17 protein-coding genes are annotated in these 15312 nt (G+C 67.7%); 9 read left to right on the forward strand and 8 right to left on the reverse strand.

Annotated elements, in window-relative coordinates; genetic code table 11:
• Window positions 1–9: 9 nt before the first annotated feature.
• The 3 genes from crcB (ACGFNJ_RS07090) to crcB (ACGFNJ_RS07100) are packed head-to-tail and all read right to left on the reverse strand — an operon-like array spanning window position 10 to window position 1138.
• The gene (crcB, locus tag ACGFNJ_RS07090; protein ID WP_393444372.1) at window positions 10–372 is read right to left on the reverse strand and encodes a fluoride efflux transporter CrcB; all 363 of its coding nucleotides are present in this window, start codon (window positions 370–372) and stop codon (window positions 10–12) included.
• Window positions 369–731, reverse strand: a complete 363-nt coding sequence (locus ACGFNJ_RS07095; protein WP_393444374.1) for a DUF190 domain-containing protein — start codon at window positions 729–731, stop codon at window positions 369–371. Before ACGFNJ_RS07095 ends, crcB (ACGFNJ_RS07090) begins: the two co-directional genes overlap by 4 nt.
• 5 nt (window positions 732–736) lie before the next feature.
• Window positions 737–1138, reverse strand: a complete 402-nt coding sequence (gene crcB, locus ACGFNJ_RS07100) for a fluoride efflux transporter CrcB (protein WP_393444376.1) — start codon at window positions 1136–1138, stop codon at window positions 737–739.
• Between the two features lie 341 nt (window positions 1139–1479).
• Here crcB (ACGFNJ_RS07100) and ACGFNJ_RS07105 point away from each other — a divergent pair, with 341 nt between their 5' ends.
• Window positions 1480–2655 carry a lipase family protein gene (locus ACGFNJ_RS07105; protein ID WP_393445879.1) on the forward strand — a complete coding sequence of 392 codons (1176 nt, stop codon included), beginning with the start codon at window positions 1480–1482 and terminating at the stop codon, window positions 2653–2655.
• Between the two features lie 79 nt (window positions 2656–2734).
• On the opposite strand, the gene ACGFNJ_RS07110 is transcribed toward ACGFNJ_RS07105, so the two are convergent.
• Entirely contained in the window at window positions 2735–4234 is a 1500-nt protein-coding gene (locus tag ACGFNJ_RS07110; RefSeq protein ID WP_393444378.1) for an MFS transporter, read from the reverse strand.
• 117 nt (window positions 4235–4351) lie between these two features.
• On the opposite strand from ACGFNJ_RS07110, the gene ACGFNJ_RS07115 reads away from it, so the two are divergent.
• Window positions 4352–5026, forward strand: a complete 675-nt coding sequence (locus tag ACGFNJ_RS07115; protein WP_393444380.1) for a TetR/AcrR family transcriptional regulator — start codon at window positions 4352–4354, stop codon at window positions 5024–5026.
• Between the two features lie 52 nt (window positions 5027–5078).
• Window positions 5079–6374, forward strand: a complete 1296-nt coding sequence (locus tag ACGFNJ_RS07120) for a D-arabinono-1,4-lactone oxidase (RefSeq protein ID WP_393444382.1) — start codon at window positions 5079–5081, stop codon at window positions 6372–6374.
• Between the two features lie 3 nt (window positions 6375–6377).
• On the opposite strand, the gene ACGFNJ_RS07125 is transcribed toward ACGFNJ_RS07120, so the two are convergent.
• Window positions 6378–7121, reverse strand: a complete 744-nt coding sequence (locus tag ACGFNJ_RS07125; RefSeq protein WP_393444384.1) for an NAD-dependent deacetylase — start codon at window positions 7119–7121, stop codon at window positions 6378–6380.
• A gap of 124 nt (window positions 7122–7245) precedes the next feature.
• Between ACGFNJ_RS07125 and ACGFNJ_RS07130 the strand changes: the two genes are divergently transcribed.
• From ACGFNJ_RS07130 to ACGFNJ_RS07140, 3 genes are all read left to right on the forward strand, one after another.
• Window positions 7246–8157, forward strand: a complete 912-nt coding sequence (locus ACGFNJ_RS07130; protein WP_393444387.1) for an oxygenase MpaB family protein — start codon at window positions 7246–7248, stop codon at window positions 8155–8157.
• A gap of 341 nt (window positions 8158–8498) precedes the next feature.
• Window positions 8499–8912 carry an arsenate reductase ArsC gene (locus ACGFNJ_RS07135; protein WP_393444389.1) on the forward strand — a complete coding sequence of 138 codons (414 nt, stop codon included), beginning with the start codon at window positions 8499–8501 and terminating at the stop codon, window positions 8910–8912.
• 71 nt (window positions 8913–8983) lie between these two features.
• Entirely contained in the window at window positions 8984–9385 is a 402-nt protein-coding gene (locus ACGFNJ_RS07140) for a VOC family protein (RefSeq protein WP_393444391.1), read from the forward strand.
• Here ACGFNJ_RS07140 and ACGFNJ_RS07145 read toward each other — a convergent pair.
• From ACGFNJ_RS07145 to ACGFNJ_RS07155, 3 genes are all read right to left on the reverse strand, one after another.
• Entirely contained in the window at window positions 9316–10122 is an 807-nt protein-coding gene (locus ACGFNJ_RS07145) for a helix-turn-helix domain-containing protein (protein WP_393444394.1), read from the reverse strand. The genes ACGFNJ_RS07140 and ACGFNJ_RS07145 overlap by 70 nt on opposite strands.
• 59 nt (window positions 10123–10181) lie before the next feature.
• Window positions 10182–11138 carry an alpha/beta fold hydrolase gene (locus ACGFNJ_RS07150; protein WP_393444396.1) on the reverse strand — a complete coding sequence of 319 codons (957 nt, stop codon included), beginning with the start codon at window positions 11136–11138 and terminating at the stop codon, window positions 10182–10184.
• A 63-nt stretch (window positions 11139–11201) separates the two neighbouring features.
• Complete coding sequence (locus ACGFNJ_RS07155) at window positions 11202–11705, reverse strand: hypothetical protein (protein ID WP_393444397.1); 504 nt, start codon at window positions 11703–11705, stop codon at window positions 11202–11204.
• Between the two features lie 172 nt (window positions 11706–11877).
• On the opposite strand from ACGFNJ_RS07155, the gene ACGFNJ_RS07160 reads away from it, so the two are divergent.
• From ACGFNJ_RS07160 to ACGFNJ_RS07170, 3 genes are all read left to right on the forward strand, one after another.
• Window positions 11878–12648, forward strand: a complete 771-nt coding sequence (locus tag ACGFNJ_RS07160; RefSeq protein WP_393444399.1) for a dienelactone hydrolase family protein — start codon at window positions 11878–11880, stop codon at window positions 12646–12648.
• A gap of 213 nt (window positions 12649–12861) precedes the next feature.
• Window positions 12862–14256 (forward strand): bifunctional lysylphosphatidylglycerol flippase/synthetase MprF, encoded by a 1395-nt coding sequence (locus tag ACGFNJ_RS07165; RefSeq protein ID WP_393444401.1) that lies wholly within the window; start codon window positions 12862–12864, stop codon window positions 14254–14256.
• A gap of 9 nt (window positions 14257–14265) precedes the next feature.
• Complete coding sequence (locus ACGFNJ_RS07170; RefSeq protein WP_393444403.1) at window positions 14266–15213, forward strand: threonine/serine dehydratase; 948 nt, start codon at window positions 14266–14268, stop codon at window positions 15211–15213.
• Window positions 15214–15312: the final 99 nt, after the last annotated feature.

A 15312-nucleotide genomic window follows, 5' to 3' on the forward strand; every position in this document is an offset into this window, starting at 1 on the left:
TCATCAGGATCATGTCGACAACCACTGCGTTGTCGACGCGGCGGCGAAGACCGCGGTCAGGCTGACCGCGACACTGATCACGATGTTGCCGACGGCGTAGGCGTAGGCGCCGTCCGCCACCAGCCGGATCGTCTCGTAACCGAACGTGCTGAACGTGGTCAGCGCGCCGCAGAAACCCGTACCGGCCGCGGCCAGCAGCCAGTTGCCCGCACCAGCGCCGATCAATCCACCGAGCAACGCCGAACCGACAATGTTAACGGTCAGCGTGCCGAGCGGCAGCACGGAATCGAAACGTGCTGATACGACACGATCTACGAGGTATCGGGCGGGCGCGCCGAGCATCCCGCCGAGCAGGACGAGCAGAACGGTCATCGGGCGGCTCCCTGCCACAGCTCGAGTGGCGAGAGCGCGACGTTGATGGTGGTGAACAGCTCGGCGTTCTGTTCGACGAAGGAGCGCAGCCGCTCGGGTTCGTCGACGAGCATCAGCACCAGCGGCAGATGATCGGCCATGTCGAGGATGCGGGTGGTGTGGATGCGCGAGGACGCGCCGTAGCCTTCGATGCCGCGCCACACGCTGGCCCCGGCCAGCCCGGTGTCCCGGGCCCGGCGCACGATCTCGTGGTACAGGGGTGAGTGCCGCCATTTGTCGTCCTCGTCGAGCAGCACCGTCAGCCGCGCAGCCGGCTGCCACCGTCCCGCTTCGCTCGCGTGGTCGGTTCGTTCGCTCACTATCCCTACCCCCTTCCGTCGTGCCGTTGCCGTTGCCGCCGAGCAAGTCCAACTGTCCACCGTGTCATGCCCATGGCGAGCGCGACAGCCCCCAGCGATGCCACCACCGATCCCCCGAGATAGCCGAGTGCCTTGGCGATGGCACCCGATTCGAGAAGTCTACGAACCTCGAGGGCGTAGGTGGAGAAAGTGGTGAAGCCGCCGAGCACACCGATTCCGAGAAAGGGGCGTAGCAGTCTGTGGGCTACCCACACTTCGGTGACCAGAACCATCAGGATCCCAATGGCAAAGCATCCCATGACATTGACCGCCAGCGTCGACCAGGGCACCTGCCCCTGCCGCACCGGCCAGCACTGGCCGAAGCCGTAGCGGGCCAGCGCGCCGAGCCCGCCGCCGAGCGAGATCACCAGGAGCACTGTCGGTTCGACCAATGGGGCACGGCCCACGTGCTGACCTCTCGACCCGAACGCCACCTGCGTAATGCTATCGGTTGTACCGGACGGTCCGTTCAGCAGGACCCGGGCGCGCTACAATAACGAACAGCGTTGTTCGTTGACATATCGTGCAGTTCCGCGTACGAATGCCCTGAAGGTTTGGCCGAAGTTGTCTCCATCCCCCACTTACTCAGGTCGGAGCAATGATGGCGGCACGACGAGCACACTCGACAGCGCACCCGGAGACGGCTGATCCGTGCCGCCCGGGGCGTCAGCAAACGCCTGGCAGACGACAGCTAACCGTCGGAAGGACCCTGCGGCGACTCTCGGTGGTCGCGCTCGCGGCGGCCGCGGCCGGACTCGGCCACCTGGCGCCCGCGGTGGCGGCGCCCATCTATCCGATCGCCGACGGCGACGGCTTCTACTGGGCGCCGCCGGATGTCGGGAACTACCAGCCGGGCGACGTGATGCGCAGCAGGACGGTGCCCGCGGCCGGATTCCCCGGCGCCACCGCGTGGCAGCTGCTGTACCGGTCGAGCAATTCGGCGGGCGCCCCGATCGGTGCGGTGACCACGCTGCTGCTGCCGCCCGGCGGCGGCATGAACCGTCCGCTGGTCTCCTACCAGCCCTTCGTCAACTCCCTCGGCACGCGCTGCGCGCCCTCGCACAGCATCTTCGATGGCAGCATGCAGGAAGCGCCCGCGCTGAACCTGCTGCTCGCCCGCGGCTGGGCGGTCGCCGTGCCCGACCATCTCGGACCGGTCAGCGCGTACGGCGCCGCGAAGCTCGGCGGCAGGCTGACCCTCGACGGCATCCGTGCCGTAAAGCGCTTCGGCCCAGCCGATCTCGCGGGCAGCCCGGTGGGCATGGCAGGCTACTCCGGCGGCGGCATGGCGACCGGTTTCGCCGCGGCGCTCGCCCCCGAGTACGCGCCGGAACTGCCGCTCGTCGGCGCGGCGCAGGGCGGTGTGCCGATGAACATCGGCAAGCTGGCCCAGGATGTCGGATTGCAGCGCAGCCCGCTGTTCGGCCTCGGCTTCGCGGCGGCCATGGGCCTGGAACGGGAGTACCCGAACGAACTCCAGATGGATCGCATCCTCAACCCGGCCGGTTTCGCCCTGCGCGACCAGATCGCCAACGCCTGCACCCAGCAGATCATCGACGCGGGCGCGAACAAGAGCTTCACCGACGTGTTCTACGGCGCCATGGACGCCGACCCCGTGGTGATCCGGGTGCTGCACGAGAACAGCCTCGAGACCTTCCCCGGTGTGCCGCGCATCCCGATCTTCGAATGGCACGGCGGATCCGACCAGGTGTCACCACAGTTGGTGCGAGAGGTCACCGGGAGGTACTGTGCCGCAGGCACTCCGGTGCTGCTCAATATGGTCCCGGGCGCCGATCATGGCACCGCGATCATCGCGGGCGCGCCCGCCGCGTTCGGCTATCTCGCCGATCGCTTCGCGGGTCTGCCCGCACCGAGTAACTGCTAGAGAGTTCACTGCTCGACCACACACAGCACAGCGCCCGCGTTCGTCTTTGAACGCGGGCGCTGTGTATTTCCGGCGGAACTCAGTGCACGATGACCGGTTCGCCTTCCGACGGCGCAGGCACCGTGTTCGGCATCAGCACCGCGGTGATCACCGCGCCGACCACGAAAATCGCGGTGGCCCACCAGAAGCTGGTGGTGTAGCTCTCGATCGCGGACTGCGCCACGGTCAGCGGGTCCTGCGCCCGGCTCGCCAGGTAGTCGGTCGCCGCCGAGGCCGCGATGGTGCTCAGCAGCGCCGTGCCGATCGAGCCACCCACCTGCTGGCTGGTGTTGATCATCGCCGAGGCCACACCCGCGTCCTCGTGGTGCACGCCTGCGGTCGCACCCTGGAACGCGGTCGACATGGCGCCACCGAGCCCGAGGCCGAGCAGGATCAGCGCGGGCAGCACGTGCGTGACGTAACCGGTGTCGAGACCGATTTGAGTCAGCCACGCCATACCGCCTGCTGCGACCAGGAATCCGACGGACATCACGATCTTCGGGCCGACCTTAGGCAGCACGAGCGACGGAACCGTGGTGGAGGACACCACCATCGCCGCGACCATCGGCAGGAACGCCAGGCCGGTCTTGATCGGCGAGTAGCCCATGCTCAGCTGCATGTAGTAGGTCAGGAACAGGAAGATCGCGAACATGCCGATGCCCATGATGAACACCGTGAGGAACGAACCACCCCTGGTGCGGTCCAGCACGATCCGCAACGGAAGCAGCGGATGCGAGACCCGGGTCTCGATCACCACGAACACCGCGAGCAGCACCGCGCCACCGATGAGGAAGGCCAACGTGACCGGGTTGGTCCAGCTGGTCGACTCGGCGTGCGAGAAGCCGTACACGATGCCGAACAGCGCCGCGGTCACCACGACGGTGCCTGGGATGTCCAGCCTCGGTCGCTCGTTGGTCACATGCTTGGCGAGCAGCAGCACGGCGCCGACCAGCGCGACGGCGGCGAAGGCCAGGTTGACGAACATCACCCAGCGCCAGTTCGCCCACTCGGTGAGCATGCCGCCGAGCAGCAGGCCGATCGCACCGCCTGCACCGGCGACCGCACCGAAGATGCCGAAGGCCTTGGCCCGTTCGGACGGCTCGGTGAAGGTCACGGTGAGCAGCGACAGCGCGGCGGGCGCAAGCAGCGCGCCGAACACTCCCTGTCCGACACGGGCCGCGACCAGCATCTCGAAGCTGGTTGCCGCACCACCGACCGCGGAGGCGCCCGCGAAACCGATCAGCCCGATGATGAAGGTGTTGCGCCGGCCGAAGAGGTCGCTGAGCCGTCCGCCGAGCAGCAGCAGGCTGCCGAACGCGAGCGCGTAGCCGGTGACCACCCACTGACGGTCGCCGTCGGTGAAGCCGAGGTCGCGCTGCGCAGCGGGCAGGGCGATGTTCACGACGGTCGCATCGAGCACGACCATGAGCTGTGCCACGCCGAGTACGGCGAGCACCCACCAGCGCAGAGCATGCGAGCCGCGGCGGCCCTGATCCGGTTTCGCGGGGGCGGGTGCCCCACGGTCGAACGTGGTAGTCATGTGTCCCCTTTGTCTCGAGTCTTGATGCGGAGTTCGCGCCTCCGGTTACCAAGAAAAGCTACCACCATAACGGAGATAACGCCTCCGGTTAATCCCGATACAAGGTAGGATGACAGTGTGAATCACGCCACGGCCGTCTCTCCGCCCCGCCGCCTGCGTGCCGATGCCGCGCGAAATCAGCAGCGGATCATCGCCGCCGCGCGCGAACTCTTCGCCGAGCACGGACTCGAGATCACTCTCGATGACGTCGCCGAACGCGCAGGCGTCGGCGTCGGCACGGTCTATCGCCGCTTCGCCAACAAAAAAGAGCTGATCAGCGAGGTCTTCGAACAGAACATCGATGATTTTGCCGAGGCGACCGAAGCGGCACTGCAGAACGCCGATCCGTGGTTCGGATTCGTGGAATTCGTCGAATATGCCTGCAGGCATATGGCCGTGAATCGTGGCTTCAGCGAGGTGATGCTCGAACTGGAGGACGGCAACATCGACCGCTTCGTCGCCGTGCGCGACCGGATCAAGCCCAGAGTCACGGCCATCGTCGATCGCGCCCGCGACGCCGGAGCGCTCGCCCCCGGCATCGTGCCGCATGACGTCTTCGCGCTGATCCACATGGTCGACGGCCTCGCCGACTTCGCCAAGCCGGTCAATCCGGACGTCTGGCAGCGATACATGGCGATCGTCCTCAACGGCGTGCGCGCGGACGGCACGCCACGCCAGCCGCTGCTGGTGCCGCCACTCACCGACGACGAGGTAGAGCGGGCGAAAGGCGCCTGCGGAGGACGCCGAAGGTAACAACTGCGTTATAGAAGCCCTTATCACAGGGCTATCCCCTACAGTTGGTCACATGACCAACTCGTGGGTGAACTGGGCTGGCGATCAACGGTGCGCTCCGGCAGCCATCGCGACGCCCCACACGTCCGATGAGCTCGCGGAAATCCTCGCCCAGGCGGGTGATGCGGGTCAGACGGTCCGCGTCGCGGGCGCCGGGCATTCCTTCACCGACGCCGTGCTCACCGACGGCGTGCTGGTCGACCTGGCCAACCTCAACCGCGTCCTCGACGTCGACACAGCCACCGGCCTGGTCCGGGTCGAGGCGGGCAGCACCCTCAACGCCGTGAGCAACGCGCTGCACGGGCACGGCCTCACCTTCCCCAACCTGGGCGACATCGACGTGCAGACCGTGGCGGGCGCCACCGCCACCGGCACCCACGGCACCGGCGCCACCCTGCAAAACCTTTCCGCCGCACTGCATTCGATCGAACTGATGCTCGCCGACGGCAGCCGGGTGGAACTCAACGCCGAGACCGACCCCGATGGCTGGCGCGCGGCGCGGGTCAGCGTCGGCGCGCTCGGCGTCGTCACCGCGGCGACGCTGCAGCTGGTGCCGTCGTTCGTGCTCGAGGGCGTCGAGCGGCCGGTCCCGGTCGAGGACGTCCTCGACGAGCTGGACACCTACATCGACAACAACCAGCACTTCGAGTTCTACATGTTCGCGCACAGCCCGCTGGCGATGACCAAGCGCAACAACACTGTTGACCTGCCCGAACAGCCGCGCGGCAAGGCGGTCGACTGGTTCGCCGACATCCTGATGTCGAACTACACCTTCGACGCGCTGTGCAAACTGGGCCGCTGGCAGCCGCGGCTGGTGCCGTGGATCCATCGCGGCGCCGCCTACGCGGGCAGCTACCGCCGCCAAGTCGACCGGTCCTACCGGGTTTTCGCGTCGCCGCGGCTGCTGCGCTTCACCGAGATGGAGTACGCGATCCCGCGCGAGCATTCCGCCGAGGCGATCCGCGCGATCAAAGCCCTCTCCACGAAGTTCGATACGCCGATGCCGATCGAGGTGCGGTGGGTCGCGCCCGACGACGCGTTCCTCTCCCCCGCAAGCGGCCGCGACACCTGCTACATCGCGGTGCACCAGTACCGCGGCATGCCGTACGAGCCGTATTTCCGCGCCTGCGAGGCGGTGTTCGACACCTTCAACGGCCGCCCGCACTGGGGCAAGCGCCACTTCCAGACCGCGGACACCCTGCGGGAGCGCTACCCGGACTGGGATCGCTTCGCCGAGGTCAGGCAGCGCTTCGACCCCAAGGGCCGGTTCAGCAACGCCTATCTCAACCGGGTGCTCGGCAGCGTGTGATCGCTAGCCGAGGATCTCGGCGACCAGGCGCGGCACGGCCGTGCCGATGGGTTCGCGGACGATTTCGGTGGCCATCGAGTCATACGGTGTCGGTTCGGCATTGACGATGATCAGGTCGGCGCCCGCGTCGACGGCAATGGCGCACATCGACGCCGCAGGCTCGACCTGCAGTGAGCTGCCGATCGCCAGGAAGATGTCGCTGGTCTGCGCGGCAAGCGCGGCCGCGACCGTGGTGCGCCGGTCCATCTGCTGGCCGAACATGATGGTCGCGGATTTGAGCACGCCACCGCAGCTGGGGCATGGCGGGTCCGCCTCGCCCGCCGCGACGCGGTCGAGCGTGGCCGCCATCGTGGTCTGGTAGTCGCATTCGACGCAGACCACCTCGAACATGTTGCCGTGGATCTCGATCACCCGATCGGCCGCGGATCCGGCCTGCTGGTGCAGTCGGTCGATGTTCTGGGTGATGATCGTGACCGCGCGCCCGGCCCGTTCCAGCTCGACCAGCGCCGCGTGCGCGGCATTGGGTCGCGCCTGCCATGCGGGGTTGTCCCGCCGGGCCAGCCAGGAGCGTTCCCGCAGCTCAGGATCGGCGAGGTAGTTGTCGTAGGTCGAAAGCAGCTCGGCGATCGGGTCTTTCGTCCACACGCCGCGTGGGCCGCGGAAATCGGGAATACCGGAGTCGGTGGAGATGCCTGCGCCGGTGAGCACTCCGATGCGGCCGTCGCGGCGGCGCCACTCGCTCGTCATGACACCAATTTAGGACGCGCACGATCAGCGCGCCTGTAGCGCACGGTTCGCCCGACAAAGACGATGAGAGAATGTTACTCTAATCATCTCATCGATTTAGCAGTGTTGATCAAAGGAGATCACGATGACCGCGTCCGCCGCACTCGAGCCGACCAGCACGCGATCGCTGCCCCAGCGCCGACCGTTCGCACCGGGCAGCCGCCTGTGGGACGAGACCGGCCTGATCACCTTCTCGTTGACCGCCGGATCGGCGTTCCTGCTGCAGACCATGGAGCCGAGCATCGCCGCGGTCGTCGACGAGCACTCCACCTTCCGCACCGACCCGATGGGCCGGGCCGTGCGCAGCATCGCGTCGGTGATGATGTGGATCTACGGCGGCGAGGACGCGCTGGCCGAAGCGGATCGGCTGCGGGCCATGCACGCCTCGCTCAACACCACCGACGCGCACGGCACCAAGCACAAGGCGCTGGCCTCCGGCCCATGGGCCTGGGTGCTGCACACCGGGACGTTCGCGTTCACCGAGAACTCGAAGTACTTCTCCCGCAGCCCGCTCACGGACGCCGAGAAGGAAGCGGTCTTCCAGGAGATGGTGCAGTTGATGCGCAACTTCGCGGTGGCGCCCAAGGAGATTCCGGCGAGCTACGCCGAATTCGAGACGTTCTTCGCCGACACCGTGGCGAATCATCTGGTGGCCACCGATACCGCGCGCGACTACCTCCGGGTGATCCGGTCCGTCGCACCGCCGAAGCAGTTGCCCAGGGCACTCGCGCCGCTGTGGCGCGCGGCCGTCGCCCCGGTCGGGCGGATGCAGTACTTCGTGACGGTGGGCACGACCCCCGACGTCGCGCGCGCGAAGCTGGGACTGACCTGGACCGAATCCGACGAACGCAAGTTGCGTGCGCTCGGCTGGCTGCTGGCGCGCACCGTTGCGCTGCTGCCCGAACGGGTGCGCTACTTCCCCATCGCGTTCGAGGCGCGTCGCCTCGAACGGGATCGGCTGCGGTTGCGCAAGCTGATCGACTTCCGCCCGATCTGAGCGGCTACTGTCCGCGCCGCGGCCGAGATCGGCCGCGGCGCTGTATGCGTTGTGTGGCAGTGACTTTCGCCGCCGGAACACGAACCGTCCAGTTCGGAATCAGGCACGGCGGGGCAACCTTCGCAAACCGCTGCGCGGCAACAACTTCGAGCCATCGGCCGGTGCACAACGGGCACCGTGGCGGACGTCTGTGCGGACGACCACAAGTCCCCCGTAACGATCCGCGCCACGCTGGTATACGTATCCCGTACGCTTCGACAGCGTTTCGGTCCCAACACGCCGGATGAGCCTCATCTGGCTGCGCATCTTCCGCTCCGCTCTGCTCACCGAAAGGCGCATCTATGCCCCACAAGCCCAGCGTGCTGTTCATCTGCGTGCACAACGCAGGCAGGTCGCAGATGGCCGCCGGGTTTCTCAGCACGCTGGCCGGCGATCGGATCGAGGTCAGAACGGCGGGCACCGAGCCTGCCGCCGCCCTCGACCCCGTCGCCGTCGCCGCGATGGCCGAGCTCGACATCGACATCTCCGGCAACGTCCCCAAGCCGCTCACCATGGACGCGGTCGGGCTCTCCGACGTGGTGGTGACCATGGGCTGTGGCGACGCGTGCCCGTTCTTCCCCGGCATCAGCTACCGCGACTGGGTGCTGCCCGATCCGTCCGGGCAGACCATCGAGGTGCTGCGCCCGGTCCGCGACCGGATCCGGATCCTGGTCGAGAACCTGATCGCCGAACTCGTCCCTGCCCTCGCCCGCTGACCGCCGGTCGAAGCGCGGCGCGGTCCGATTTGTTCAAGACCGCGCCCGCGGCGGCTGGTTACCGTCGGGACATGACTCCACAACTCGACGTAATCGGCATCGTGGTCCGCGATATGAGCGCCTCGATCGCCTTCTACCGCCGCCTCGGCCTCGACTTTCCCGAAGGGTCCGAGCAGGCGCCGCACGTCGATGCGGCGCTCGCCAACGGACTGCGGGTGACGCTCGACACCGAGGCCACCATCAAGTCCTTCCACACCGGGTGGGAACCGCCGAGCAGTGCGGGCCGGGTCGGCCTGGCCTTCCGCTGCGCGGATCCCGCCGAGGTCGATGCGGTCTACGCCGAGATGGTCGGTGCAGGCTACGCGGGCGAGCTCAAACCGTGGGATGCCTTCTGGGGCCAGCGCTACGCCGTGATCCTCGATCCGGACGGCAACAGCGTCGACCTGTACGCCGCACTGCCGACCGCACACTGAGCGTCCTCGGACACCGCGTCACTCGATCGAGTCAGTACCTCCCTCAACGACATTCCGGTGAGGTCACGCACCTCCCGCGCCAGGTGGGCCTGGTCCGCGTACCCGGTCGAGGCCGCGGTCTCCGCGAACGACATCCCGTCCCGCACCCGCGCGACCGCGCGTTGCAGCCGCAACACCCGCGCCAGCGTCTTGGGTCCGTATCCGAACGCCGCCAGCGAACGCCGATGCAGCATTCTGGCATTCAGGCCGACGGCCTCGGCCGTCGCACCGACCGTCCAGCCGTTGTCCAACGCCGCGACCACTCGGCGCAGCAGCGGGTCCGGCGGCGCCACCTCGCGGGCGCGCCGCAGCGCGAGCCGCTCCAATCCGGCCACGGGATCATCGGCGTCGCCGAGTTCGTCCGCCAGCCGCCGCGCCACCGCCGCCGACCACACGTCCGCGAGTTCGACCCGCTGATCGCGCAACTCGTGCGCGGGCACCCCGAGCAACGCGGGCGCCGTCCCCGGAAAGAACCGCATCCCGACGTATCGCGTCCCCACCGCAGCCTCCGGATGGTGCGCCGTGCTGTCCGGCCCGGCGATCACCAACCGCCCGCCTACCCACAACAGGTCGATGCACCCGTCCGGCAGCACCGGCATCCCCGCGTCCAGTGCGGTCACCGTCCGCGTCCACACCACCGCGCGGCCGAACCGCGACGGCCGCTCCCGATACCCCTGACCATCCCAGGCATCGTCCACGCTCTCGACGCTACCGCCACCCGCCGACACTGTCCGAAGCAAAACCGGGCAACGACATGTCAACCGGCGGACACGACCTCAGGTTCCGACAAGGCCGGAGTCCGCTCGGTCCCGGCATCGAAGAACCGCAGCAATCGATCGACGAGCACAGCGGGCTGCTCCTCGGGAATGAAATGACCACAGTCGACGATCGACTCGAGGCGCATGTCGTCGGCATAGTCGCGATAACTCTGCGGCACTCCAGCCGACAGGGGATCTCGATCACCGTTCAAATGCAGCGTCGGCACGCGCAACCGAAGCAGCCGATGGCGCAGCGCGAAGTGCGGGACCTCATGCGCCATCAGGTTGCGGTTGAAGCCGCGGGTGGCCTGGTGGGCGCCGGTGGTCCGCATGCGACGCAGATACACCTCGGTCTCGTCGATCGTGTAACGCCCGCGATGGCGCCAGGCGGTGAATGCCCGTGCGACGAGCCGCGCCTGCACCCGTCGCGAGCGGCCAAGTGCGGCAAGCACATACACGTGCCACGGCCGGGTGTAGACCGGCAAAGCGCCCCCGGCCACCGTCCATGGATGCACCCCGGCCATCGCGACGAGCTGGGTGAACCGCTCCGGCCAGTTGAGGCACGCGCGGTAGCCGACGACCAGCCCCCAATCCCGTCCGACCAGCCTGGCCCGCCGCACACCCAGCTGATCCATGAGGTCGAGCAGGTCACGCGCCAACCGTTCGAAGCGGTAGCCGCCCACCGACCCCTCGGACCAGCCCATTCCGCGAATGTCCGGGCAGATCACCCGATAGTGCGTTGCCAGTGGGCCGATCACGTGCCGCCACTCCCACCAGTGCTGCGGCCAGCCGTGCAGCAGGATCAGCGGGTCGCCGCTGCCCGCCTCGACGTAATGGATGCGCAGGCCGTCGATCTCGGTGAAACGATGCCGCAGATCGGCGCCGATGCCTGCGCTCAGCGCGGCAAGCTCCGCCGCTTCTTCCGGGGTGCCGCCCGGTGCCATGTCTTCGGTCATGACCTCACCCTCACAGACACGATCGGCGCGGCGCTTCCGAAAACGTGCGTTCGGATATGCAGGTCAGCGCGCGGCAGGGACCGGGAAAACGCCGCGCGGCACGACCCGGATAACCGGGCTCGGGTGGGCGGCCGCGATTTTCGAATCGGGATCTTTACAACCGACGGTCACATCGCCGATCGGGGCGGACGAAAATGTCCAGACCGTCATCCAGTCCTTGCCATTCACCGATTCGGTCTTCTTCACGTCCGAGGACCGGAGATCTTCGTTCCGGCCGGAACTGTCTACCACCGTGCAGCGCAACCCGTTTGCGGCCTGCCCCCAGTCCGCGGGCGCCCGGATATCCATCACCGCGTCGGCGGGTATCGGGACTTTCTTGGTCTCGCCGAGCGCGATTCGCACACCATCGCCCGCTGCGGTGTCCGTGTCAGGATCCGGCGTGGTCGCGGCGTCCGAACTCGACGAGGCCGCACCGCTCGACGTGGCGTTGTTCGCCGACTTGCCCGCGGAGCAGCCCGCTAGCGCGACAACGACCAACGCGGGAACCACCAGCCAGATCCGTTTCACAGGTCAACCTCTCGTCGCGCCGATACTTCAAGCGATTGCTACGGAGATAGAGCATGACAACTTCGGAGACGAATGCAGACTACACACGCCCGAAAACACCTAATTTATTCGGTATTTTGCCGGAGTAATCTTGGCTCGTTCGTTTGTCACCATTCTTGTGGAGGGCCTGCAGATGACTGCACCTGTCGTGTTCCGGACCGTCGATATCGCGCTGGCCGATGGCACGGCCGACGCATACTTCGCGCATCCGGACGACGGCGCAAAGCATCCAGGACTACTGCTCTATCCGGATGCGTTCGGGCTGCGACCGTGGCTGCGGGAGATGGTGGAGACCATTGCCGCGGACGGCTTCGCCGTGCTGTCGCCCAACATCTTCTACCGTTCCGGCCGTGCCCCGGTGCTCCCGATGCCCGACTTCGACATCCCCGACGCGCACAACACATTCTTCGAGGCACTCGCCCCGCTGCGGGCAGTGCTCACGCCGGACAAGGCGATGCAGGACGCGCGGGGCTATCTCGACTGGCTGGCCGCCGACGACGCGGTGACGCCCGGCCCGCTGGCCGCGGCGGGCTACTGCATGGGTGGCAGGCTCGCGCTGCGCACCGCCGCGACGCTCGGCGATCGGATCGGCGCCACAGCGAGCTTCCACGGCGGCTTCCTCGCGGCCGACGACCGGCCGGACAGCCCGCATCACGATGCGGCGGGCATCACCGCGCAACTGTTCATCGCGCACGCGGACCAGGATTCGTCGATGCCCGCCGATCAGATCGCCGGCCTCGAGAAGGCACTCGACGCAGCGGGCGTGCGCTATACGTCGGTGGTCTACCCGGGCGCGGCACATGGTTTCACGATGCGGGACACCCCGGCGTACAGCGAGGAGGCGTACCACCGGCACCTGCGGGATCTCCTCGGTCTGCTGCATCGCCGCTTCGACGCGGAATAAAGCCCCCATCATCGGATGTTTCGGCTGGAGTCGGTACCGACTCCAGCCGTGCGGCCGGATTGTGCCGTCGTGCGACCAACCGGCCGGTTTGGAAACCCCGTTGCTTCCAGAACCGCTGGTTCCGCATAGTGTTGTCGGTAAGCGATCATCGGGAGGACCACATGGCGAAGCTGGTGTGGATGGAGGAACGCGACAACGGGGCGGAGATCAGGCGTGGCTGACCAACAACCCAGCGCGGCCGCGGCCGTGCCGCGCTACTCGGCGCTGACCGGGTATCGACAGGCCGCATTCACCACGACCTCGTTCACCAGGCCCGTCTTCATCGGCGCCGCCCTCGTGGTCAGCATGGCGCTGGTGTACTCGGCCAATCATTCGGCGCACGAAGGGGTGAACCACGCGTGGTTCGTCGGCGTCGCGCTGGCCGGCGTGTTCGTGGCTCGCGGGTTGCACCTGCGCAGGCCGATCACCTTGCCGCACGTCGCGGTCGCGGTGCTGGTGCTGGCAATCGCTCATCTCGCCTATCGCGCCGAACATCCCGGCTACGGGTTCGTGCTGCTCGCCTCCAGCGGCTTCCTGCTGGTGCTGCCGCAGTCGAGCAGGCCGCAGCCCGAACAGCTATATCGCGTCGCCGAGCTGGTCGGCCGGACCGAACGGGACCCGCTGGCGCCGTTCGCCCTGCACTCCTCGAAAACCTATTTCTTCAACGAGAATTCGACCGCAGCGATCGGCTACCGCACCCGCTTCGGCATCGCCGTGGTGGCGGGCGACCCGATCGGCGACCGGGTGGCGTTCCCCGCGCTGCTCACCGAGTTCTCCGAATTCGCCATCAATCAGGGCTGGCGCATCGCGGTGCTCGGCGCGAGCCCGCACCTGGCCGATCTGTGGCGCCGCCGGGCGCTGGAACACCGTGGGCTGCACGCGGTTCCGATCGGACGCGACGTGGTGATCGAGGTCGACGATTTCGCCATGGTCGGCAGGCACTACCGCAATCTGCGCCAAGCCGTCAGTCGCACCCGCAATTTCGGGGTGAGCACCGAGATCGTCGACGAGTCCGCGCTGACCGACGCGCAGCGCGAAGGCCTGCTCGCCATCGTCGACGAATGGGGCAGGGGCAGGCAGACGCGCGGCTTCTCGATGATCCTCGATCACCTGCTCGACGGGCGGAACCCGAACATGCTGGTGGTCATGGCGAAGGACGAGGACGGAACCCTGTCCGGCTTCCAGCGTTACGGCATCTCCGGGCGCGGACGCGAGCTCAGCCTCGACGTGCCGTGGCGGCGCAAGGACGCCCCCAACGGCCTGGACGAGCGGATGATCATCGACCTGGTCGAGTACGCGCGCGAGCACGACATCAACCGGATCTCGTTGGCCTTCGCGCCTTTTCCCGAGCTGTTCGCCGAGAAGGAGAAGTCGCGCACCGCGAAGCTGATCTATCGGCTTGTGCACCTTGGTGATCCGCTGATCCGGCTGGAGTCGCTGTATCGTTTTCTGCGCAAGTTCCACGCGCTGTCGGACCAGCGGTATGTGCTGATCCGCTGGCGCGAGGTCATCGTCGCGGCCGCGGCACTGCTCACGCTCGAGTTCGCGCCGCATCGCCGAGAGTACTGAGGAACGCCCGTGGAACTGTCGCACAGCGACATCAAGGCAGCCGTCGAGCGGGTCGCGGGGCTGGTCCGGCCGGTCGCGCTCGCACCGGCCGACGAGGGCGCGGGGCAGCTCTGGTTCGCGCTGGAAATGCTGCAGCACACCGGCTCCTTCAAGGTGCGGGGTGCGCTGAATTTCCTGCTGGCGCACCGGGATAACGGCACGCTGCCCGCCGCGGGCGTGACCATCGCCTCTGGCGGCAACGCCGGTTTGGCCTGCGCATGGGCGGCTCGCGGACAGGGCGTCACCGCCACGGTGTTCCTGCCGACGACCGCACCGAAGGTGAAGGTCGACCGGCTCGCCTCCTACGGCGCCGACGTCAGGCTGGTCGGCACGCAGTACGCCGACGCGCTCGCGGCCAGTCGGGAATTCGCGGCAGACACCGGCGCTTTGCTCTCCCACGCCTACGACAACCCACTGATCGCCGCGGGCGCGGGCACGCTGATGACGGAGATACACGAGCGGCTGCCCGACCTCGACACCGTGGTGGTCGCGGTCGGCGGCGGCGGGCTCTTCGCCGGAATCGCCACCGCCGCAGACCATTACGGCGTCCGCACGATCGCGGTCGAGCCGCGGAACTGCCGCGCACTCAACGCGGCGCTCGCGGCGGGACAGCTGGTCGATGTCGACGTCGATTCGATCGCCGCCGACTCACTGGGCGCCCGCCGGGCCACCGCATTGGCGTTGACCGCCGCGCAGACCTACGACGTCACCTCCGTGCTCGTCGACGACGCGGACATCGTCGCGAGCCGCCGCGCCCTGTGGGACGACCGTCGCCTCGCCGTCGAATACGGCGCCGCGACCGCGCTCGCCGCACTGGGCGGCGGCGAGCGGCAACCCGTCTTCCGACCCGAACCCGGCGAGCGGGTCTGCGTCATCGTGTGCGGCGCGAATACCGATCCGTCCGATTTGGCGAGGTAACCGCGTCGCGCGAACGGCGGTGACCTCCACGGAAGTCCGGCGAGACCGAGGCAGCGGGGCTACGCTCGTCTCGTCTTCGATCCCGACGGAAGGCACCGT

Source organism: Nocardia sp. NPDC049149, assembly GCF_043197455.1.
Classification (GTDB): Bacteria; Actinomycetota; Actinomycetes; order Mycobacteriales; family Mycobacteriaceae; genus Nocardia.